The organism is Limnomicrobium aquaticum, from assembly GCF_040545545.1.
Lineage (GTDB): Bacteria > Pseudomonadota > Alphaproteobacteria > Rhizobiales > Rhizobiaceae > Ensifer_A > Ensifer_A aquaticum.
Window position 1 is genome coordinate 555,549 of sequence record NZ_JBEPMB010000002.1, and the last position, 20,058, is coordinate 575,606.

A 20,058-nucleotide genomic window follows, 5' to 3' on the forward strand; every position below is an offset into this window, starting at 1 on the left:
GGCTTACTCCCCTTCGTGCCAGGTGCGGCCGTCGCGCTCGATCAGCGCAATCGCCTGGCTCGGACCCCAGGTGCCGGCCGTGTAGCTCTGGCACTTCTGCCCGGTCTCGTCCCAGGCCTTGAGGATCGGATCGACCCAGCGCCACGCCGCCTCGACTTCGTCGCGGCGCATGAAGAGCGTCTGGTTGTTGCGGATGACGTCGAGCAGAAGACGCTCATAGGCATCCGGATTGCGCACCTCGAAGGCCTGCGCGAAGGTCATGTCGAGCGGAACGTGACGCAGGCGCATGCCGCCCGGACCGGGATCCTTGATCATCAGCCACTGCTTCACGCCCTCGTCCGGCTGCAGGCGAATGACGAGCTGGTTGGCGGTGATGCGGCCTGCCGCCTCATCGAAGATCGAATGCGGAACCGGCTTGAAGGTGATGACGATTTCCGACATGCGCGTGACGAGACGCTTGCCCGTGCGCAGATAGAAGGGCACACCGGCCCAGCGCCAGCTGCCGATTTCGGCCTTCAGCGCCACGAAGGTTTCCGTATCGGACACGCCGCCTTCCAGCTCTTCGAGATAGCCCTTCACGGGGCCATTCGAAGATGCGCCGGCCTTGTACTGTCCGCGCACAGTCGTCTTTTCGACATTGGCGGCGGTGATCGGTTTCAGTGAGCGCAGAACCTTCAGCTTCTCGTCGCGCACCGCTTCCGGGTCCATGGACGACGGTGGTTCCATGGCGACAAGGCAGAGAAGCTGCAGGATGTGGTTCTGCACCATGTCGCGCAGCGCGCCGGCCTTGTCGTAATAGCCCGCGCGGCTTTCAAGGCCGACAGATTCGGCAACCGTGATCTGTACGTGGTCGATATGCTCGGCATTCCACAGCGGCTCATAGAGCGCGTTGGCAAAGCGCAGCGCCATGAGGTTCTGCACCGTTTCCTTGCCGAGATAATGGTCGATGCGGAAAATCTGTTCTTCCTTGAACACCTTGCCGATCGTGTCATTGAGCTGCAATGCCGAGTCGAGGTCGCGGCCGATCGGCTTTTCGACGACAATGCGCGTCTGCTTGGTGATCAGCTTGTGATCGCGGATCTTTTCCGAGAAGTCGCCGAAGAGGGCGGGGCCGACGGCGAGATAGAAGGCGCGCACGCGCTCCTTGGCCTCATCCAGAAGCTGCTTCAGCTTGTCCCAGCCCTTGTCGGCCTTGGCATCGACCGAAACGTAGAAAAGGCGGGCGCAGAACTTCTCAAGCTCCGCCTTGTCCAACTCGTCTGCCTTCAGATGCTCTTTCAGGGCGTCGGTGGCAAACTTCCGATATTCGTCATGCGTCATCTCCGCACGCGACGCGCCGATGATACGGGTCGGCTCGGAAAACTGGCCGGCCATCTGCCGGTGGTAAAGGGCGGGAAGAAGCTTGCGCTCTGCAAGGTCGCCGGTGCCGCCGAAGACGACGTAATCGAACGGCTCAACGGGAATGATCTGGCTGCTCATGAAGCTTTGTCCTTGGGAGAATGGATCGGGGCACATATAATCTAATCGATTTAATTGCGCTAGTGTGCAACGCGAAAAAATGCGCAGTGCGCAGGGACATTAGCCCCTCGCAGGGTCGAAGGAAACCGCCAAATCGAGCCAGGCCGGCCGTCGAGGACGGCCGGAAAATGCTGGAGATCGCTGCGTTTTCGGTGCGTGGTCAGACGTTCAGCAGCAGGAATTCGCGTTCCCACGGGCTGATCACCTGCATGAAGGTCTCGAACTCGCCGCGCTTCACACCTGCGAAGATGTGAATGAATTCGGAGGTGAATACATCGTGCAGCGACGGTTCGCTTTCGAGCAGCGACACGGCCTCGAGCAGGCCGCGCGGCAGTTCGATGGCGCCTTCGTTGGCCGTTTCGGCCGTCGGCTCGGTCGGGTTCAGCTTTTGCATGATGCCGAGATAGCCGCAGGCGAGCGATGCCGCGAGCGCCAGATAGGGGTTGGCATCCGAGCCCGGAAGCCGGTTTTCGACGCGCCGTGCCGCCGCATCCGAAACCGGCACGCGGAAGGCCGTGGTGCGGTTGTCGTAGCCCCAGGCGGTGTTGAGCGGTGCCGCCATGTCGGGCGTCAGGCGCCGATAGGAGTTCACATAAGGCGCCATCATCGCCATGGCGCGCGGAATGTAGCGCTGCATGCCCCCGATGAAGTGGAAGAAGGCATCAGACGGCTCACCATCGGGTTTGGAGAAGATGTTCTTGCCCGTCTTCAGGTCCACCACCGACTGGTGGATATGCATCGCCGACCCCGCCTGGCCCTGCATCGGCTTGGCCATGAAGGTGGCATAGATCCCGTGGTTCAGCGCGGCTTCGCGGATCGTGCGCTTGAACAGGAAGACCTGGTCGGCAAGTTCCACCGGATCGCCATGGCGCAGGTTGATTTCGAGCTGCGCCGGACCCTCTTCATGGATCAGCGTGTCGATCTCGAGGCCCTGCTTTTCCGAGTAGTGGTAGATATCATCCACCAGTTCGTCGAACTCGTTGACGCCCGCGATCGAATAGGCCTGCCCGCCGACGATGGAGCGGCCGGAACGGCCCGACGGTGGATGCAGCGGATAGTCCGGGTCATCGTTCTTGGCGACGAGATAGAACTCGATTTCCGGCGCAACGACCGGCCTCCAGCCCTGCACGGCATAAAGCTCGACAATATGCTTCAGGAGGTTGCGCGGCGTGTAGGTGATCTTGTCGCCGGTCGAGCCCGCGATATCGCAGATCACCTGCGCGGTCGGGTCGGTCTCCCACGGAACCACGGTGAGCGTGGAGAGATCGGGCACTAGTTTGATGTCGCTGTCGCGTGAATCGTAGCGGAAGTTTTCCGTCTCGTCCGGATATTCGCCCGAGATCGTGTGGCGGTAAAGCGCAGACGGCAGGGCGAGCGACGTGTTGGAGGTGAACTTTGACGTCGGCATCATCTTACCGCGCGGCACGCCGGCGAGGTCAGGCGTGATGCATTCCACGTCTTCGATGCCGCGAGCCCTCAGCCATGCGGCGGCTTCTGCCCAGGACTTCACCCCGCGGGGCGACTCGATGGCAGCCTTGATAGACTGCGAGGACACGTTGGAGGAGGTTGCGCGAGCGGACTTCTTCTTTTCGGCCATTTTACACCGGTTTGATTTTGCAATACCCGCATATTAAACACTCCGGGACGTTTGGCGAGGGGGCAGAAGAAGTTTGATCAAAGTTTCCGATGTCATCGTAATTGGTGCAGGCGCCGCCGGAATGATGGCGGCAATCGCCGCCGGCAAACGCGGGCGTCGCGTGACCGTTCTTGACCACGCGAAAGCCCCCGGCGAGAAAATCCGCATTTCCGGCGGAGGCCGCTGCAATTTCACCAATCTCGATGCCGGGCCGAAGAACTACTATTCGTCCAATCCGCATTTCTGCAAATCCGCGCTCGCCCGCTACACCCCGCACGACTTCCTGAAGCTTGTGGAGGCGCACGGCATCGCGTGGCATGAAAAGACGCTGGGGCAACTGTTTTGCGACGGATCGGCGAAGGAAATCGTTGCGATGCTGTTGGGGGAAATGGCTGCGGCTGGCGTGACGCTTCAGACGGGCGTCGAGATTGCCGGGGTTGAAAAGGCAGGTGAGCGCTATCGCGTTGCGACGTCGGAAGGTGTCTTGGAAGCGCCTGCACTGGTGATCGCCACCGGCGGCAAGTCGATCCCGAAAATGGGCGCGACGGGCCTTGCCTACAGGATTGCCGAAAATTTCGGCCTGCGCCTCACAGAAACGCGGCCCGCGCTGGTTCCCTTCACCCTCGAACCCGGATTGCTGTCGGAGCTGTCGGAACTCGCGGGCCTTTCCTGCGAAGTCGAAGTTCGCTGCGGCAAGACGATGTTTCGCGAGGCTATGCTCTTCACCCATCGCGGCTTGTCCGGTCCCGCCATCCTGCAGATTTCCGCGGTCTGGCGCGAAGGCGACGCCATCCGCATCCGCATGGAGCCTGATGTCGATGTGCTCGGTGCACTGAAGGCGGCGAAGAGCGCAAACGGACGCCAGTCTTTGTCCACGGCGCTGGCGGCCATTCTCCCGGCCCGGCTTGCGAAATACATCGCCGACAAGCATGGCGCGCCCGGTCATCTTGCCGACCTCTCCGACAAGGTGCTGACGCGCGTGGCTGACGCTGTCTCCGACTGGACGATCAAACCCGCCGGAACCGAAGGTTACCGGACAGCCGAAGTCACGCTGGGTGGCATCGATACCCGCGATCTCGATTCGAAAACGATGGAGGCGAAGCCCGCGCAGGGCCTCTATTTCATCGGCGAATGCGTCGATGTGACCGGCTGGCTTGGCGGCTATAATTTTCAATGGGCCTGGGCGTCCGGCCACGCCGCCGGCGGCGCCGTGTGATTTCTGCGGCGTTGTCGCAAAATCGTTAAGATTGGCGAAACCAAGGGCCTATTTTCCCTTGACTGCTAGGGCCAAGTAACGCCTTCTTAACACTGCAGGACGATGCTTCGTTTAAGGGGTCGTCCCAACGCGATTGTACGCATTGGGCCGGGATCCCGGAAGGGGAAAACGATATGGCTGCTCGGAAAGCAAAGGCTGTCGCCAAGGTACAAGCGTTCAATCGCGAACAGGAAATCCAGCGCATCTGGAAGATCACTGTCGCTTCCGCCCTTACCCTCGTGGCGATCACGGTCGTTTTGCTCGCCATCTGATCGGGTCAGCCCAATCGAGCGCTTTTGACGCCTTGCGCGCCTGATTGCGCTTGATAATCGTCAGGTTCTTAAGCGGTTTAACGTCTATTAGAAGTTTATTAGGCGATCTGCATTAGCTTTCGGTGAGTAGCGGAGAACTTACCAAGAATGCGCCTCCGCTCCGGAGGTGGACAATGAGCTTTGACAGTATTCTCTCGCGTTTCCGGATTCAGACCAAGGTTCTGGTCTTCATCTTCCCCTTCGTGATCAGCATTTCCGCAGTCGGTATTGTCGGCCTTTATGCCGTCGAACTGCTTCAGGGACGGCTCCTGATTTCCAACAGCGTGATGACCTCGCTCAGCGGCTTCCGCGACGTGTCAGCCGCCATGACGCGCTTTCTCGGCGAGTCGACCGAGGCAAGCCACAAGGACGTGACCACCCGGCTCACGGATCAGAAAGAGGTCCTGCAGCAGACACTCTCCGGTCTCGACCCCGAAGCCGATGGCGTATCCGACCTCACCAACGCGATCAACGTTACCACGAGCGTCGAGAAGGAGGTGGCCAATCTCTGGGACCTGCGTCAGCAGGATGTCGTGCTCCGGCAATCGCTCGACGACAGGCTGAAGGGTGTCATTGGCGCCCAGGTCTTGCTCGCAGACGCAGGTGCAAACTCCGAGCGCAGCATCCAGCAGCAGGAAGGTGGAGCCAAGTCGGTGCTCTACGAATCCGGCCGTGTTCTCGATATCATGCACGCGCTCAACAGCCTTGTGACCGGTTACGAAAAAGCCGGCGGGGCTGACGCGAAGATCGCCTTCGTTTCCGGCCAGCTCAATGATCTGAACAAGCAGGTTCGCAAGCTCGGCACCGCCTTACCGCAGGATAAGAAGTCGGTTGCCGCGGAACTGAAGGCTGCCGTCGATGACCTGAACAACACGCTGGGTGCGGGTGCGATCGATGATGCGACGCTTCCGAAAATCGGACAGGCGATGACGCGCATCGGCGCGGTCGCTAGCACCCTGGACGGGTTCAATACCGACAGCACGATCAAGGCCATCCGCGGTCTTTCGGGTCTTGAGGGCGAGAAAGTGCGTACCGCGGCGATGCTGCAGGATTCGCACCGCCTGTCCGGCTCGATGTATGCCATTCAGATTGAATTCGCCCGCTTCGTGGCAACCCCGACAAAGGAGAACCGCGACCGCCTCGTGCAGGAATTCCAGATCGTCCGCAAGGACCTGGAGGCACTGCAAGGCTCCGCGAAGGCGGAGAAATTTTACGCCAACCTGATGGGCTCTCTACCCCCGGCGCTCAAGCAGATGGAGGCCGATAGCGCGGCTCTCGTGGACCTCGATGTCAAGCGCAAGTGGGTTTACGCCTCGGCGACGAGACAGGTCGACGTCATCTGGGGTTACCTCACGGCCTTTGCAGAAACCCAGAAGAATTCTGCCAGCGACGAGCGCGAACATGCCAATACGCTTTCCGTCTCCGCAACGCTGGCCGGCATCCTGATTGCGATCGTTGCAGGCATCGGTCTCGTCATGACCTTCAAGAAGCCGATCGGTCAGATCACCAATGCGATGCGCCGGCTTGCAGAGGGCAGGCTGGAAACGGCCATTCAGGGTGATGCCCGCGTCGATGAAATTGGCGACATGGCCCGTGCGCTCGGCGTCTTCAAGGAAAACGCGCTTGCCAAGGTGCGCATGGAAAATGAAAGTGCCGAGGCACGCGCGGCAATAGACGCCGAACGCGCCCGCAATGACGAGGAAAAGCGGATCAGCGAAGAGCAGATCAGCTTCGCCGTCAACGCACTGGCCGCTGGCCTCGACCGTCTCGCCCATGGCGATCTGACGCTGGCCATCGACACGCCGTTCTCCGGCTCGCTCGACCGCCTGCGTGCCGATTTCAATGCATCGCTCATGACGCTGCGCGACACGCTTTCGCAGATCCAGGACAATGCGCTGACCATTCAGGCCAACGGCTCCGCCATGCAGGGTGCCGCGGGTGATCTCTCCCGCCGCACCGAAGCGCAAGCCGCCTCGCTGGAGGAAACCGCCGCCGCCGTCGAGGAGATTACCGCGACAGTGCGCAATTCCGCCGATCGAGCCCGCGAGGCGAATACTATCGTGCTCAGCGCCCGCAGCAATGCCGATGCCTCGGTGGTCGTCGTCAACGATGCCGTTTCGGCCATGTCCCGGATCGAAGGCGCCTCTAAACAGATCGAGCAGATCATCGATGTCATCGATGAGATCGCCTTCCAGACCAATCTTCTCGCGCTGAATGCCGGGATCGAGGCCGCACGCGCGGGCGAAGCGGGCAAGGGCTTTGCCGTTGTTGCCATGGAAGTCCGCGAACTCGCCCAGCGCTCAGCCGGGGCCGCCAAGGAAATCAAGGGGCTGATCGAAACGGCCTCGCGCGAGGTTTCCTCGGGCGTCGGCCATGTCCAGAAGACCGGCGGCGTCCTGAATGACATCAGCCGCCAAATTTCCGACATCTCCGCGCACATGAACATGATTGCGACGGCGGCGCAGGACCAGTCCTCGGCGCTGAGCGAAGTGAACTCGACCGTCAACCGCATGGACCAGATGACCCAGGCGAATGCTGCCATGGTCGAGGAAACCACGGCCATGTCGCGCCAACTGGCCATGGAAGCGGACGAGTTGATGAAGCTCGTCGGCCGGTTCAGTCTCGGGAGTGAGCCACAATCATTCGCGGCCAACCGCGCGGCATGAGGTTGCGCCTTGATGGCGGGGACTATCGCCCCCGCCAGTGTGCCTACCGACTTAGTCCTTCTCGCCCATCACCTTCCAGATCAGCGCACCGATGACGGCACCGACGATCGGCGCCACCCAGAACAGCCAGAGCTGACCGATCGCCCAGCCACCGGCAAAGAGGGCCTGGCTTGTGGAGCGGGCCGGGTTGACCGAGGTATTGGTCACCGGAATGGAGATCAGGTGAATGAGCGTCAGCGCGAGGCCAATGGCGATCGGCGCAAAACCCGCCGGCGCGCGACCATGCGTTGCGCCCAGAATGATGATCAGGAAGAAGGCCGTCAGGATGACCTCGATCACCAGCCCCGCCAGCATTGAGTAGCCGCCCGGCGAATGCTCGCCATAACCGTTGGCCGCAAAGCCGCCGATCTCAGCGCCCGCCTTGCCGGTTGCCACGACATAGAGCGCGGCCGCCGCGATGATCGCGCCGACGACCTGCGCAATGATGTACGGAATGAGATCGGAAACCGGCAGCCGTCCCGCCACCGTCAGGCCCACCGAAACCGCCGGGTTGAAATGCCCGCCGGAGATGCCACCGACCGTATAGGCCATGGTCAGCACTGTCAGGCCGAAGGCGAGCGAAACGCCGAGAAAGCCGATGCCGAGTTGTGGGAAGCCCGCCGCGAGAACCGCGCTGCCGCATCCCCCGAACACGAGCCAGAACGTACCGAATGCTTCCGCAAGAAGCTTGTTTTTCATGATTGCCCCTCCAGGCGCTTGATGTCCCCGTATCAGATCACCACGACGGGCTGACAATAGTCAAGCGGGTATGGGGATGGTTGTGTCTCTTCCGGTTGTCTCAAATGCGAATGCCCGGAAGCAGAGAGCTTCCGGGCGTCGGGAGGTCATGGCTGTGTTGGCCTTTATCGGCCCTGAGTCACGATGACCGGAATGAGGAGATCGCCCCAGTTTCCTTCGCCGCCGTGGTGGCGGGCGGACCGGACGAGTTCGACCGAAACGCCGGCATCGACGGCTTTCATGACGGACTGGTTCAGGCGGTGCAGGTCGTTGGCGACCATCCGGATCATGGCCTGCTGGTCGGCAGACATGGCCGAAGACTGTTCTTCCGCACGTTCCTTGACGCGGGTAGCTGGGGCATTCATGGCATTTCTCCTCTTTTATGCAGGGGTTTGTGAAATCGATTGTCGGGGTCGTGGCCCTCCCCGGTGAAGGGGAGGGTGGTTGTTTGGGATTTTACTCGGCGGCCGGGCGGAACTGCTCGGTCTCTGTCGATTCCTTCATGGCGGTCGTCGAGGACTTGCCGCCCGTGATGGCGATCGAGACGGCGTCGAAGTAGCCGGTGCCGACTTCGCGCTGGTGCTTGGTCGCGGTGTAGCCGTTGGCTTCTGCCGCGAATTCCGCTTCCTGCAGCTCCGAATAGGCAGCCATCTGGCGGTCCTTGTAGCCACGGGCCAGCTCGTACATGCCGAAGTTCAGCTGATGGAAGCCGGCGAGCGTGATGAACTGGAACTTGTAGCCCATCGCGCCGAGTTCCTTCTGGAACTTCGCAATCGTTGCATCGTCGAGGTTCTTCTTCCAGTTGAACGACGGCGAGCAATTGTAGGCGAGCATTTTGCCCGGGTGCGCCTTGTGCACGGCTTCGGCAAACTTGCGGGCCTGTTCCAGATCCGGCTTGCCGGTTTCCATCCAGATCAGGTCGCAGTTCGGCGCATAAGCGATCGCACGGGCGATGCAGGGCTCGATGCCGTTCTTGACCTGGTAGAAGCCTTCCGCCGTGCGGCCTGCATCGTAGTCAACAAACGGACGGTCGCGCTCGTCGATGTCGGAGGTCAGGAGCTTTGCAGCTTCAGCATCCGTGCGGGCAACGATGAGGGTCGGAACACCCATGACGTCGGCTGCAAGACGGGCCGCATTCAGGTTGCGGATATGAGCAGCTGTCGGGATCAGAACCTTGCCGCCGAGATGGCCGCACTTCTTTTCCGAAGCGAGCTGGTCTTCGAAGTGAACGCCGGCAGCGCCTGCTTCAATGAAAGCCTTCATGATTTCGAAGGCGTTGAGCGGGCCGCCGAAGCCGGCTTCAGCATCGGCAACGATCGGGGCGAACCAGGTGTCGACCGAAAGGCCCTTGCCTTCGGAGGTTTCGATCTGGTCGGCGCGCTGCAGCGTGCGGTTGATGCGCTTGGCCAGTTCCGGCGCGGCGTTTGCCGGATAGAGCGACTGGTCCGGATACATGGCGGAAGCCGTGTTGGCGTCGGCAGCAACCTGCCAGCCAGAGAGGTAGATCGCCTTCAGGCCAGCGCGAACCATCTGCATGGCCTGGTTGCCCGAGAGCGCGCCGAGTGCGTTGATGTAGCTTTCTTCATGCAGCAGCTTCCAGAGGCGGTTCGCGCCCATTTCAGCCAGCGTCTGCTTGATCTGAACGGAGCCGCGCAGGCGCTTGACGTCTTCGGCGGTGTAAGGACGTTCGATATTGTCGAAGCGGCCCTGCGGCGCCGAGGGAACAAGATTGTAAAAATCGGTCATAACGTGTCTCCGTTCTTTGACTAACCACTCGGCTCGCTCGTCTTGGGTTGCTCGCTTGCCGAAATCTGATGTGACTGTTTTTACACCGCAGCGCAAAAACATCCAGAAAAATGAGCGAAAACGGATGGATAAAGAGGTTACGATGTCTTGTCTTTGACAAGGAGGTGCTGTAAATTTGTAAAGATTGTAAATTTTATCCTTTGTAAAAACATCGGCAAGTTTTGTAAAATCAGTCACAGGGGGAGGGCGAAATGGCCGAACACAAGATCTTTGCGGGCCCCCGTGTGCGCCGCATTCGCAATGCGCTTACGCTGACGCAGACGGCCATGGCCGAGGCGCTGGAAATCTCGCCGTCCTATCTGAACCTCATCGAGCGCAACCAGCGTCCGCTGACTGTCCAGCTGCTCCTGAAACTGTCATCGGTCTACAAGGTCGATCTCGATGAGTTGCAGGGCGAGGCGGCGGGCAGCGTCAGCCAGCTGCGCGAAATCTTCACCGACCCACTTCTGGCCGGCGAATTGCCGGGCGATCAGGAGCTGGTCGAGATGGCCGAGGCCGCGCCCAATGCGACGGCTGCCGTGAACAAGCTTTACCGCGCCTATCGCGAACAGGCGGCGCGGCTCACCGATCTCGCCGAGCTTCTCGCCCGCGAGGGCCATGAGACGGCCCTGTCTGCTGCGCGCCTGCCGGCTGATGAAGTGCGCGAGCTTTTCGAGCGCCGCCCCAACTATTTCGCCCGGCTGGACGAGGCCGCCGAACGCTTCCACGAGGCGATCAAGCCCGCCGACGATATCGGCGGCGCATTGCGGACCTGGCTGAAGAACAGTCACGGCATCGTCGTGCGCACGCTACCAGTCCATACCATGCCCGGCCTGCGCCGGCGCTATGACCGGCACTCCATGCGTCTCTTCCTCTCGGAGCGCCTCTCGCCCTTCGATCAGCTGCGCGAAGTGGCGATGGAAGTGGCGCAGATCGCACTCAAGGACGATTTGCTCGCCGAACTCGACACGCTGGGTCTCTCCTCCCATGAAGCGCGCCGCATCGGCCGTTTCGAGCTGGCGCGCTATGCCGCGCATGCGCTGCTCATGCCCTATGGCGCATTCCATGCCGCCGCCCAGCGGGCGCGCTACGATGTCGATGTTCTGCGCTCCCGCTTCGGTGTCTCCTATGAAATGGCGGCAAACCGGTTGACTATGCTGCAGAAGCCGGGTGCGGCAGCTGTGCCCTTCTTCATGCTGGAAATCGACAATGCCGGAAACCGCTTCCGTCGTGCAGGCGCCCAAGGCTTCCCGCAGGTCCGTTTCGGCGGCCGTTGTCCCAAGCTCAACATCCACTCCGCCTTCGCCCAGCCGGCGCAAATCCTCGTCGACGCGGTGGAAATGCCCGACGGCGCGGAATTCGTCGTCATTTCGCGCACGCTCGAGGGGCCGCAGGGCGCCTTCTCGGAACGCGTCCGCCGCACTGCACTTCTGCTAGGCTGCGATATCTCCTTCCGCGATGAAATCGTCTATGGCCAGGCCGTTGCCAATATGCCCGGCGGTCCGGTGGCGATCGGCCCGGCCTGCAGGACATGCGAGCGCCAGGGCTGTCTCGCCCGCGCCGAGCCGCCCGTGACGCGTCCGCTAGGGCTGGACGAGATGGTGACGGGCCTCAGCATTTTCGATTTCCAATAGTATGCGCTGCGTTTGATCAAATTTTTGCGCCGAAGGCAGAAAGCCTCTTGTCGCCTGCATAAAACATTTCTAGTCTCCAAAGAAAACAAGGCCGTTTAGCCCGCCCGACCCTCCGGCAGGCACTAAAGGTTCAACTCCAGAGGAGAACAGGATGAAATCCGTATTGAAACATATTGCGCTTGCAGCGGCCATGACGACGGCGCTTGCAACCGGGGCTCTGGCCGAAGACAAGGTCGTCAACATCTACAATTGGTCGGACTATATCGATCCGACGATCCTGGAAGATTTCACCAAGGAAACCGGCATCAAGGTTGTCTACGACACGTTCGACACGAACGAACTGCTCGAAACCAAGCTGCTCGCCGGGGGCACCGGCTACGATGTCGTGGTGCCCACCGCCAACTTCCTCGCCCGGCAGATTCAGGCCGGCGTGTTTCTCAAGCTCGACAAGTCGAAGCTGCCCAACATCGCCAACATGTGGGACATGATAAACGAGCGCGTCGCCAAATATGACCCCGGCAACCAGTATGCCATCGATTACATGTGGGGCACGAACGGTATCGGCTACAACAAGGACAAGGTGAAGGCCATCCTCGGTTCCGAGGACAAGCCGGGCCTTGAAGCGATCTTCGATCCGAAGGTGGCTGCCAAGTTCAAGGATTGCGGCATCAACGTGCTGGATTCGCCGCAGGACGTGCTGCCGGCGGCTCTCAACTATCTCGGCCTCAAGCCCGACAGCCATGATCAGAAGGATCTGGAAAAGGCGGCAGCGCTGCTCGAAGCTGCCCGCCCGAATATCCGCAAGTTCCACTCCTCTGAATATATCAACGGTCTTGCCAATGGCGATATTTGCATCGCCTTCGGTTATTCCGGCGATATGCTCCAGGCAGCCAGCCGCGCCGAAGCGGCAAAGAACGGCGTTCATATCGGCTACTCGATCCCCAAGCAGGGCGCGCAGATGTGGTTCGACATGATGGCGGTGCCGGCGGATGCGCCGCACAAGGACGCGGCCTACGCCTTCCTCAACTACATGATGAAGCCGGAAGTCATCGCCAAGGCATCGAACTTCGTTTTTTATGCGAACGGCAACAAGGCCTCGCAGCAGTTCGTCGACAAGTCGATCCTGGAAGACAAGGATATCTACCCGGACGAAGCTCTGATGAAGAAACTCTTCATCGTGACGCCGCTCGATCCGAAGACGCAGCGCGTCGAGACCCGGCTCTGGACGAAAGTCGTCACCGGTCAGTAAGCAAGATCAAAAGGCCCGGGCTTGCTCGGGCCTTTTCCTTGATGATTGCCGGGTCTTTCCACGGGGAGAGGGGACAGGTCCGGTCGCAAGAACCCTTTGAAAATCCATAATCCGGGGAACATCATGAAATCTTTGGGCAGCATCCGCAGATCCTTCGCGCCGTGGACGGATCCGAGCGCCAAGCCGTATATTTCGTTTCGCAATGTGACGAAGAAATTCGGAACCTTCGTTGCCGTCGACGATCTTTCGCTCGACATCTATCACCGCGAGTTCTTCGCCTTGCTGGGCGCTTCCGGCTGCGGAAAATCGACGCTGCTGCGCATGCTTGCGGGCTTCGAACAGCCAACCTCGGGCGAAATCATCCTCGATGGCGTCAACATGGCCGGCACGCCGCCCTATCGCCGGCCTGTCAACATGATGTTCCAGTCCTATGCGCTCTTCCCGCATATGACGGTCGAGAAGAACATCGCCTTCGGCCTCAAGCAGGACGGTCTGCCGAAAAACGAGATCGCCGAGCGCGTCGCGCAGATGCTGAAGCTCGTCAAGCTGGAGAAATTCGCCGCCCGCAAGCCGCACCAGCTCTCCGGTGGCCAGCGCCAGCGCGTGGCGCTTGCTCGCTCGATTGCCAAGCGGCCGAAGGTTCTGCTGCTCGACGAACCGCTCGGCGCGCTCGACAAGAAGCTGCGCGAGGAAACCCAGTTCGAACTCATGGACCTGCAGCAGGATCTGGGTCTGACCTTTGTCGTCGTCACCCATGACCAGGAAGAAGCCATGACCATGGCGGACCGGATTGCCGTCATGGCTGCCGGAAAGGTCAGTCAGGTGGCAACGCCTGCCGAAATCTACGAGGCTCCCAACTCGCGCTTCGTCGCAGACTTCATCGGCGACGTGAACATTTTCGATGGTCTCGCCAGCCCCGCGGACGGCGGAACCCTTGACATCGCTGTCACGGAAGGCTTCACCATTCGCACGCCCATCGGAACGTCCGATGTGCGCGGTGCGTCGCGCGGCTTTGCCATCAGGCCGGAAAAGATCCGCGTCTCGCGCGAAGCGCCCATGAACGCCGGGGTCAACTCCGCCAAGGGTGAGATGTGGGACATCGCCTATCTCGGCGACATGACGGTCTATATCGTCAAGCTGAAGAACGGCCAGACGGTCAAAGCCTCAATGCTCAATGCGCAGCGCTCGGTCGAAAACCCGCTGGGTTACGACGAGGATGTGTGGATTTCCTTCGACGGCGATGCCGGCGTGCTCTTGAAGGATTGAGATCATGGTCAGGCTCGTCAACGGCATCTTCAACCGTCTGGTCATCGCCGTTCCGTTCGGATGGCTGCTGATCTTCTTCCTCGTCCCGTTCTTCATCGTCTTCCGCATTTCGCTGTCGCAGACCGCGATTGCCATGCCGCCCTACACGCCGGTTTTCGACATTGCGGCGGGCTGGGAGGGGTTGAAGGATTTTCTGAACCAGCTTTCCTTCGATAACTTTCTCTATCTGACGCAGGATTCGCTCTACCTGAAGGCCTATATCTCCAGCGTCACCATCGCATTCTTCTCGACGCTTCTGACGCTGCTCGTCGGCTATCCGATTGCCTATGCCATGGCGCAGGCGCCGCGCACGATCCGGCCGACGCTCCTGATGCTGGTCATCCTGCCGTTCTGGACGAGCTTCCTGATCCGCGTCTATGCCTGGATCGCGATCCTGAAGCCCGAAGGCTTCCTCAACCAGATCCTGCTCTATCTGGGGCTCATTCACGAGCCACTGATCATCCTGAACACCAATGTCGCGGTCTATATCGGCATCGTCTATTCCTATCTGCCCTTCATGGTCCTGCCGCTCTATTCGGCGCTTGAAAAGCTGGACGGCACCCTGATCGAGGCGGCTGAAGATCTCGGGTGCACCCGCTTCCAGGCCTTCTGGAAGGTGACGTTCCCGCTCTCGCTGCCCGGCGTCATCGCAGGCTTCCTGCTCGTCTTCATCCCGGCAACAGGCGAATTCGTCATCCCCGATCTCTTGGGCGGCTCGGAAACGCTGATGATCGGCAAGACGCTCTGGGCCGAATTCTTCTCCAACCGCGACTGGCCGGTCTCGTCCGCCGTCGCTATCGTCCTGCTTCTGGTGCTGGTGATCCCGATTGCCCTCTTCCAGAACGCCCAGGCCAAAGCACAGGGAGAATGACGATGAACCGCTGGACCTCTTTCAACAAGTTCTCGATCACGCTCGGCTTCGGCTTTCTCTATCTGCCGATCCTGCTGCTGATCGTCTACTCATTCAACGAATCGAAGCTCGTCACAGTCTGGGGCGGCTTCTCGACGAAATGGTATGCATCGCTCCTGGAAAATCAGGCGCTGAAGGATGCAGCGTGGGTGACGGCGCGCGTCGCCTTCACCTCAGCGACGATCGCCACCGTGCTCGGGACGTTGGCGGCTCTTGCGCTGACGCGGTACACGAAGTTTCGCGGCCGGTTTCTCTTTTCCGGCATGATCTTCGCGCCGCTCGTCATGCCGGATGTCATCACTGGCCTGTCGCTGCTGCTCTTTTTCGTGGCGGTCAATCTGGATCGCGGCATCGTCACGGTCATCCTCGCGCATATCACATTCTCCATGTGCTATGTCGCAGTCGTCGTGCAGTCGAGGCTGTTGAGCTTTGATCGGTCGATCGAGGAGGCGGCGATGGATCTCGGCGCGACGCCTGCGCGTACCTTCCTGCAGGTAACGCTGCCGGTCATCGCGCCGGCTGTCGTTTCTGGCTGGATGCTGGCCTTCACGCTGTCGCTCGACGATCTCGTGATATCGAGCTTCGCCTCTGGTCCGGGTGCCACGACGCTGCCGATGAAAATCTACAGTCAGGTGCGTCTTGGCGTCACGCCGGAAATCAACGCGGTTTCGACCATTCTGGTGACGATTGTCACAATAGGCGTCATCACGGCGTCGATCATCACGAAGCGCCGCGAAGTGCAGCGCCAGCGTGACGAGCAGGCGGCGTTCGCCCAAGGATAAACTACGGGCGCGGCCGGTCTGAGAAGATCAGCCGCGTTTTGCCTTGCCGCGCGGAGCTGGCTCGGCCGGTGCCAGTGCTTGCTGCGCCTCGCGCAGCTTGCGCAGGCGCTCGGTCTTCACCTCACGCTGGGCGGCTTCCTTTGCAATGATCTGGCGCGCCATATGGTCGATGGCGGATGCCTTGTCCTGAGCCGACATCTTGCCGGGCTTGAAAAACTGGTCTTTCGTAGCGTTCATGGTGTCCTCCGTGGTGGTTCGTGGTTCAGCGCGGGCGCACGGCCTTTTTGGGCATGGGCAGGAGCCCTTCGCGCTGCATCTGCTTCTTCTGGAGTTTTCTGTGCCGGCGCACCGCCTCGGCCTGTTCGCGCACGCGACGTTCCGAAGGCTTTTCATAGGAGCTGCGGGCCCGCATCTCGCGGAATACACCTTCGCGCTGCATTTTCTTTTTCAGAACGCGAAGCGCCTGGTCGACATTGTTGTCTCTGACGATAACTTGCAAAACGTCTCCTGCCTGTGGTTGTTGTTACTTGCGGGTCCGTATGGCCGCCGTGTTGATCCAGCTGGAACCGGGCTTCGCGCGCGAAATCTGCTCCGGCGCTTGAACGCCGCTGCCGGGCGAGGCAAGCGCGTCGATGTCGTCACGACCGACCGTCCGGTCAAAGTTTTCGCCCGGAATGCGGACGCGATATCGAACTGCCCCGCTTGTCGAGACTGGCTGGCAGTTGACGATGCGAACCGTGAGCTGCTGCGAAACGCCCTGAAACGTGCGGGCGTGGAGGACGACCATGTCGTCCGGGGCATAGCGAACTTCCGACATGGAAATCTCCAGAAAAACAAAAGGCCGGGCGTGAACCCGACCTCTCACAGTCACTCAGCGATGCTGCCAGTACATCCGTGGTCAGCCTCAGCGAATGACGAATTACGCTGCGCGAAGATTGTCAGCCGAATTCTTGCCGGACTTGCGGTCCTGCACGATGTCGTAGCTGATCTTCTGGCCGTCGGTGAGCGAACGCATGCCAGCGCGCTCAACAGCCGAGATGTGGACGAAAACGTCCGTCGAGCCGTTATCAGGCTGAATGAAGCCGAAGCCCTTGGTGGAGTTAAACCACTTTACGGTACCAGTGTTCATAACGATTTCCTTTCATAGCAATCGTTGTTGTTCCCGCGAAACCTCGCAGGATTGGATCGATGATTTGAGAGGAAATTCGACGGGAGCAAAGCTCTTAACGACGTCACTAGCAACTTTCGATGTCTCGAATGTATGCTTTATTTGAAATTTTACAATGGGTGATGCCATTTATTCGCGACAGCGCCCAGATTTTCGCCTTTAAGCGGTTGTTATCGCACCGAAGTTTATTTTGAGAAATTTCGAAAATATTTGGCCGTTCAGGGCGATATCCGGGCGATCACCAGCCGGGCAACAAAGACACCTGCGATCGTCGCGGCGAGGAATTTCAGGCGTGTAGCCCATGAAAGCGCATCCGCCAGAAACGCCGCAGTGGCCGGTTGTGGCGCCGCTGGCGGAAAGAGGAGCAGGCTAACGACGTTTTCCGAATAATCGGCGAAACCATAAAGGATCGGAAAGATCAGCAGGAGCGGTAGAAGATTTTCAGCCGGCCGGCCATAGATCACGACGCCGGGCGCAAGCCGGCGCAGGAGCAGGAAGAGGAAGATCGTGAGCGTTGCCGGCAGGACCAGGTCCGCCTGCATGTGCATGGCGCGCAACACGTCGGCCGCCTCCGGCTGCGTACCGAGATAATCCTTAAGCGCCAGCAGACTTTCACGGGTCGAGGAGAAGTCGGAATCCGGAATGGTTCGACCATGGGTCAGCGACGCGAACAGGGCCGCGTCACGCAAGTTCATCAACAAAAGCAGGCCCGCCGAAGCCAGACCCGTGAGCCACAGCCACGGGTCCTTTTTCACGCTGTCGCCGAGCCGGAAGCTCACATGCCACCCGGATAGTTCGGGCTCTCGCGGGTGATCGTCACGTCATGCGCATGGCTCTCACGGAGACCTGCGCCAGAAATACGAACGAAGGTCGCCTTCTTCTGGAAATCGGGCAGATCGACGCCGCCGACATAGCCCATGGCAGCACGAAGACCGCCGGCGAGCTGATGTAGCACGCCCGAAACAGGCCCCTTATAGGGAACCTGGCCTTCAATACCTTCCGGAACCAGCTTTAGCGTGTCGCGCACTTCCGCCTGGAAGTAGCGGTCTGCCGAGCCGCGCGCCATGGCGCCCACGGAGCCCATGCCGCGATAGGCCTTGAAGGAGCGGCCCTGGTAGAGATAGACCTCGCCGGGGCTTTCGTCCGTGCCGGCAAGCAGCGAGCCGATCATGCAGGCCGATGCGCCAGACGCGATGGCCTTGGCGAGATCGCCCGAGAACTTGATGCCGCCATCGGCGATCACCGGAACATTCGACTTGTTGGCTTCCTCGACCGCGGCCATGATCGCGGCGAGCTGCGGAACGCCCACTCCTGCGACGATGCGCGTCGTGCAGATCGAGCCCGGACCGATGCCGACTTTTACGGCGTCGGCGCCCGCATCGATCAGCGCGCGCGTGCCGCCTGCGGTTGCGACGTTACCGGCGATAATGCGAACCGAATTGGTCATCTTCTTCACGATACCGACAGCATCCAGAACCTTCTGCGAATGGCCATGCGCGGTGTCGATGACGATGACGTCAACGCCGGCATCCAGCAGACGCTCGGTCCGCTCGCGCGCATCGTCGCCGACCGAGATGGCAGCGGCAGCGCGAAGGCGGCCCTGCGGATCCTTGGTCGCGTTGGGGTTCAGCTGCGACTTCTCTATATCCTTCACCGTGATGAGACCGACGCAGCGGCCGTCATTGTCAACGACCAGCAGCTTCTCGATGCGGTGGCTGTGGAGCAGGCGCTTGGCTTCCTGCTGCTCGACGCTTTCCGTCACCGTGATGAGCTTTTCCTTGGTCATCAGCTCGTGGATCGGCTGTTCGGGATTGGTGGCGAAACGCACGTCGCGGTTGGTCAGGATGCCGACCAGCTTGCCGGCAACGCCATTGCCGCCGTTTTCCACGACCGGAATTCCGGAAATGCCATGCGCCTTCATCAGCGCCAGCGCTTCGGCAAGCTTCGCCATCGGGCCGATCGTCACCGGGTTGACGACCATGCCGCTTTCGAACTTCTTCACCTGTCGAACCTCTTCGGCCTGCGCGGCCGGCGAAAGGTTGCGATGGATCACGCCGAGGCCGCCGGCCTGCGCCATGGCAATGGCAAGGCGCGATTCCGTGACGGTATCCATGGCGGAGGACAGGATCGGCAGGTTCAATTCGATATCGGAGGCGATCCGCGTCGCGATATTCGTCTGCCCCGGCATGATCTCGGAGTGACCGGGCTGCAAAAGAACGTCGTCGAAGGTGAGGGCCTCATGCCCGGTAGCGGATTCGATTATGCGCGCCATCTGCCAAATTCCTTTCGAATTGCCGAAATGCGAAAGCAGCGGCAGCTTGGGAGCGGCTCCGCTGGGTTTCCATTTCTTCTGGAAGTTGGCGAGGGCTGGTAACATGATCATGACCGGAAGGGAATAGCAAAACGCTATCCACAGCCAGATGTCCCATTTTCCGTACTCTCGTGTCGCGAGTTGCGGCTTTCAGGTTGTTCAATTCCAAAAGTTGCACAGCTTTGTCGCGAAATCGACAGTATAGGTAAAATGCCATGCATAAGTCTCAGAAAGTCGCAACCGGACCTGTGCAAACTCCCCTCATGGCAGCGATGCCATCGGATTATTTGATCACTCTAGGGGATGTGAACATGAATGCTCTGAAGATGCGGGCTGAGGCTTCTGAACTCTCGTATGCACGCGAACGTGAATTCCAGTTTCGTGTCGATACGCAGAGCAAGATGCAACTGGCGCTCTGGGCCGCCGAAAAACTCGGCCATGTCGATCCGAACGCCTATGCCGACGAGCTGGTGACTGAAGACATCATCAAGCGCGGTGGCGCCATCGAGCGCCTGAACCGAGACTTCGCCGAAGCTGGCATTTCCGTCGAGGGTGATGAAATTCTCTCGCGTCTTTCCGCTGTCCTGCGTCAGGTTTCCGCCGACATGGCAGCGTAGTTTTCTGTCTTTCGATTTCAACAAAGGCCGGAATTGAAAAATTCCGGCCTTTGCGTTTGATGCGCCGTGCGAAGATATGGACATTCCCGCTCTTAGCCGTTTGGATAAAGCCAGAGGCAAAGGCGGGATAAGCG

At 60.2% G+C, this 20,058-nt stretch carries 20 protein-coding genes; 9 read left to right on the forward strand and 11 right to left on the reverse strand.

What is annotated here, in order from left to right:
- Positions 1-3: 3 nt before the first annotated feature.
- Entirely contained in the window at positions 4-1,479 is a 1,476-nt protein-coding gene (gene zwf / locus ABID16_RS11395) for a glucose-6-phosphate dehydrogenase (RefSeq protein WP_354556444.1), read from the reverse strand.
- 199 nt (positions 1,480-1,678) lie between these two features.
- Positions 1,679-3,115 carry a glutamine synthetase family protein gene (locus ABID16_RS11400; protein WP_354556445.1) on the reverse strand — a complete coding sequence of 479 codons (1,437 nt, stop codon included), beginning with the start codon at positions 3,113-3,115 and terminating at the stop codon, positions 1,679-1,681.
- 73 nt (positions 3,116-3,188) lie between these two features.
- Here ABID16_RS11400 and ABID16_RS11405 point away from each other — a divergent pair, with 73 nt between their 5' ends.
- The 3 genes from ABID16_RS11405 to ABID16_RS11415 all read left to right on the forward strand — a co-directional run bounded on the left by ABID16_RS11405 (position 3,189) and on the right by ABID16_RS11415 (position 7,386).
- On the forward strand, positions 3,189-4,370 hold the full coding sequence (locus ABID16_RS11405) for a BaiN/RdsA family NAD(P)/FAD-dependent oxidoreductase (protein WP_354556446.1): 1,182 nt from the start codon (positions 3,189-3,191) through the stop codon (positions 4,368-4,370).
- Between the two features lie 173 nt (positions 4,371-4,543).
- Positions 4,544-4,681: a hypothetical protein gene (locus tag ABID16_RS11410; RefSeq protein ID WP_354556447.1), complete on the forward strand. Its 138-nt coding sequence runs from the start codon at positions 4,544-4,546 to the stop codon at positions 4,679-4,681.
- Positions 4,682-4,854: 173 nt separating this feature from the next.
- Complete coding sequence (locus ABID16_RS11415) at positions 4,855-7,386, forward strand: methyl-accepting chemotaxis protein (RefSeq protein WP_354556448.1); 2,532 nt, start codon at positions 4,855-4,857, stop codon at positions 7,384-7,386.
- A 51-nt stretch (positions 7,387-7,437) separates the two neighbouring features.
- Here the strand turns inward: ABID16_RS11415 and aqpZ are convergent, their stop codons facing one another.
- From aqpZ to aceA, 3 genes are all read right to left on the reverse strand, one after another.
- Positions 7,438-8,124 carry an aquaporin Z gene (gene aqpZ / locus ABID16_RS11420; protein ID WP_354556449.1) on the reverse strand — a complete coding sequence of 229 codons (687 nt, stop codon included), beginning with the start codon at positions 8,122-8,124 and terminating at the stop codon, positions 7,438-7,440.
- A gap of 164 nt (positions 8,125-8,288) precedes the next feature.
- Positions 8,289-8,528, reverse strand: a complete 240-nt coding sequence (locus ABID16_RS11425) for an SMc00767 family acetate metabolism repressor (protein ID WP_354556450.1) — start codon at positions 8,526-8,528, stop codon at positions 8,289-8,291.
- Positions 8,529-8,619: 91 nt separating this feature from the next.
- A complete protein-coding gene (gene aceA / locus ABID16_RS11430; RefSeq protein WP_354556451.1) occupies positions 8,620-9,909 on the reverse strand; it encodes an isocitrate lyase in 1,290 nt (429 codons plus the stop codon).
- A 251-nt stretch (positions 9,910-10,160) separates the two neighbouring features.
- Between aceA and ABID16_RS11435 the strand changes: the two genes are divergently transcribed.
- The 5 genes from ABID16_RS11435 to ABID16_RS11455 all read left to right on the forward strand — a co-directional run bounded on the left by ABID16_RS11435 (position 10,161) and on the right by ABID16_RS11455 (position 15,828).
- Positions 10,161-11,582 carry a helix-turn-helix domain-containing protein gene (locus ABID16_RS11435; protein WP_354556452.1) on the forward strand — a complete coding sequence of 474 codons (1,422 nt, stop codon included), beginning with the start codon at positions 10,161-10,163 and terminating at the stop codon, positions 11,580-11,582.
- 151 nt (positions 11,583-11,733) lie between these two features.
- On the forward strand, positions 11,734-12,831 hold the full coding sequence (locus tag ABID16_RS11440; RefSeq protein WP_354556453.1) for a polyamine ABC transporter substrate-binding protein: 1,098 nt from the start codon (positions 11,734-11,736) through the stop codon (positions 12,829-12,831).
- 123 nt (positions 12,832-12,954) lie between these two features.
- Positions 12,955-14,097, forward strand: a complete 1,143-nt coding sequence (locus tag ABID16_RS11445; RefSeq protein WP_354556454.1) for an ABC transporter ATP-binding protein — start codon at positions 12,955-12,957, stop codon at positions 14,095-14,097.
- 4 nt (positions 14,098-14,101) lie between these two features.
- Positions 14,102-15,007 carry an ABC transporter permease subunit gene (locus ABID16_RS11450; RefSeq protein ID WP_354556455.1) on the forward strand — a complete coding sequence of 302 codons (906 nt, stop codon included), beginning with the start codon at positions 14,102-14,104 and terminating at the stop codon, positions 15,005-15,007.
- Positions 15,008-15,009: 2 nt separating this feature from the next.
- A complete protein-coding gene (locus tag ABID16_RS11455) occupies positions 15,010-15,828 on the forward strand; it encodes an ABC transporter permease (RefSeq protein ID WP_354556456.1) in 819 nt (272 codons plus the stop codon).
- 27 nt (positions 15,829-15,855) lie between these two features.
- Here the strand turns inward: ABID16_RS11455 and ABID16_RS11460 are convergent, their stop codons facing one another.
- The 6 genes from ABID16_RS11460 to guaB all read right to left on the reverse strand — a co-directional run bounded on the left by ABID16_RS11460 (position 15,856) and on the right by guaB (position 19,268).
- Positions 15,856-16,065: a hypothetical protein gene (locus ABID16_RS11460; RefSeq protein ID WP_354556457.1), complete on the reverse strand. Its 210-nt coding sequence runs from the start codon at positions 16,063-16,065 to the stop codon at positions 15,856-15,858.
- Between the two features lie 25 nt (positions 16,066-16,090).
- The gene (gene rpsU, locus ABID16_RS11465; protein WP_354556458.1) at positions 16,091-16,327 is read right to left on the reverse strand and encodes a 30S ribosomal protein S21; all 237 of its coding nucleotides are present in this window, start codon (positions 16,325-16,327) and stop codon (positions 16,091-16,093) included.
- A 24-nt stretch (positions 16,328-16,351) separates the two neighbouring features.
- Positions 16,352-16,645: a cold-shock protein gene (locus tag ABID16_RS11470; protein ID WP_354556459.1), complete on the reverse strand. Its 294-nt coding sequence runs from the start codon at positions 16,643-16,645 to the stop codon at positions 16,352-16,354.
- Positions 16,646-16,747: 102 nt separating this feature from the next.
- Complete coding sequence (locus ABID16_RS11475) at positions 16,748-16,957, reverse strand: cold-shock protein (protein WP_354556460.1); 210 nt, start codon at positions 16,955-16,957, stop codon at positions 16,748-16,750.
- Positions 16,958-17,214: 257 nt separating this feature from the next.
- On the reverse strand, positions 17,215-17,775 hold the full coding sequence (locus ABID16_RS11480) for a hypothetical protein (RefSeq protein ID WP_354556461.1): 561 nt from the start codon (positions 17,773-17,775) through the stop codon (positions 17,215-17,217).
- The gene (guaB, locus tag ABID16_RS11485; RefSeq protein WP_354556462.1) at positions 17,772-19,268 is read right to left on the reverse strand and encodes an IMP dehydrogenase; all 1,497 of its coding nucleotides are present in this window, start codon (positions 19,266-19,268) and stop codon (positions 17,772-17,774) included. The genes ABID16_RS11480 and guaB overlap by 4 nt, the downstream gene beginning before the upstream one ends.
- A 350-nt stretch (positions 19,269-19,618) precedes the next feature.
- Here guaB and ABID16_RS11490 point away from each other — a divergent pair, with 350 nt between their 5' ends.
- Complete coding sequence (locus tag ABID16_RS11490) at positions 19,619-19,924, forward strand: ATPase inhibitor subunit zeta (RefSeq protein WP_354556463.1); 306 nt, start codon at positions 19,619-19,621, stop codon at positions 19,922-19,924.
- Positions 19,925-20,058: the final 134 nt, after the last annotated feature.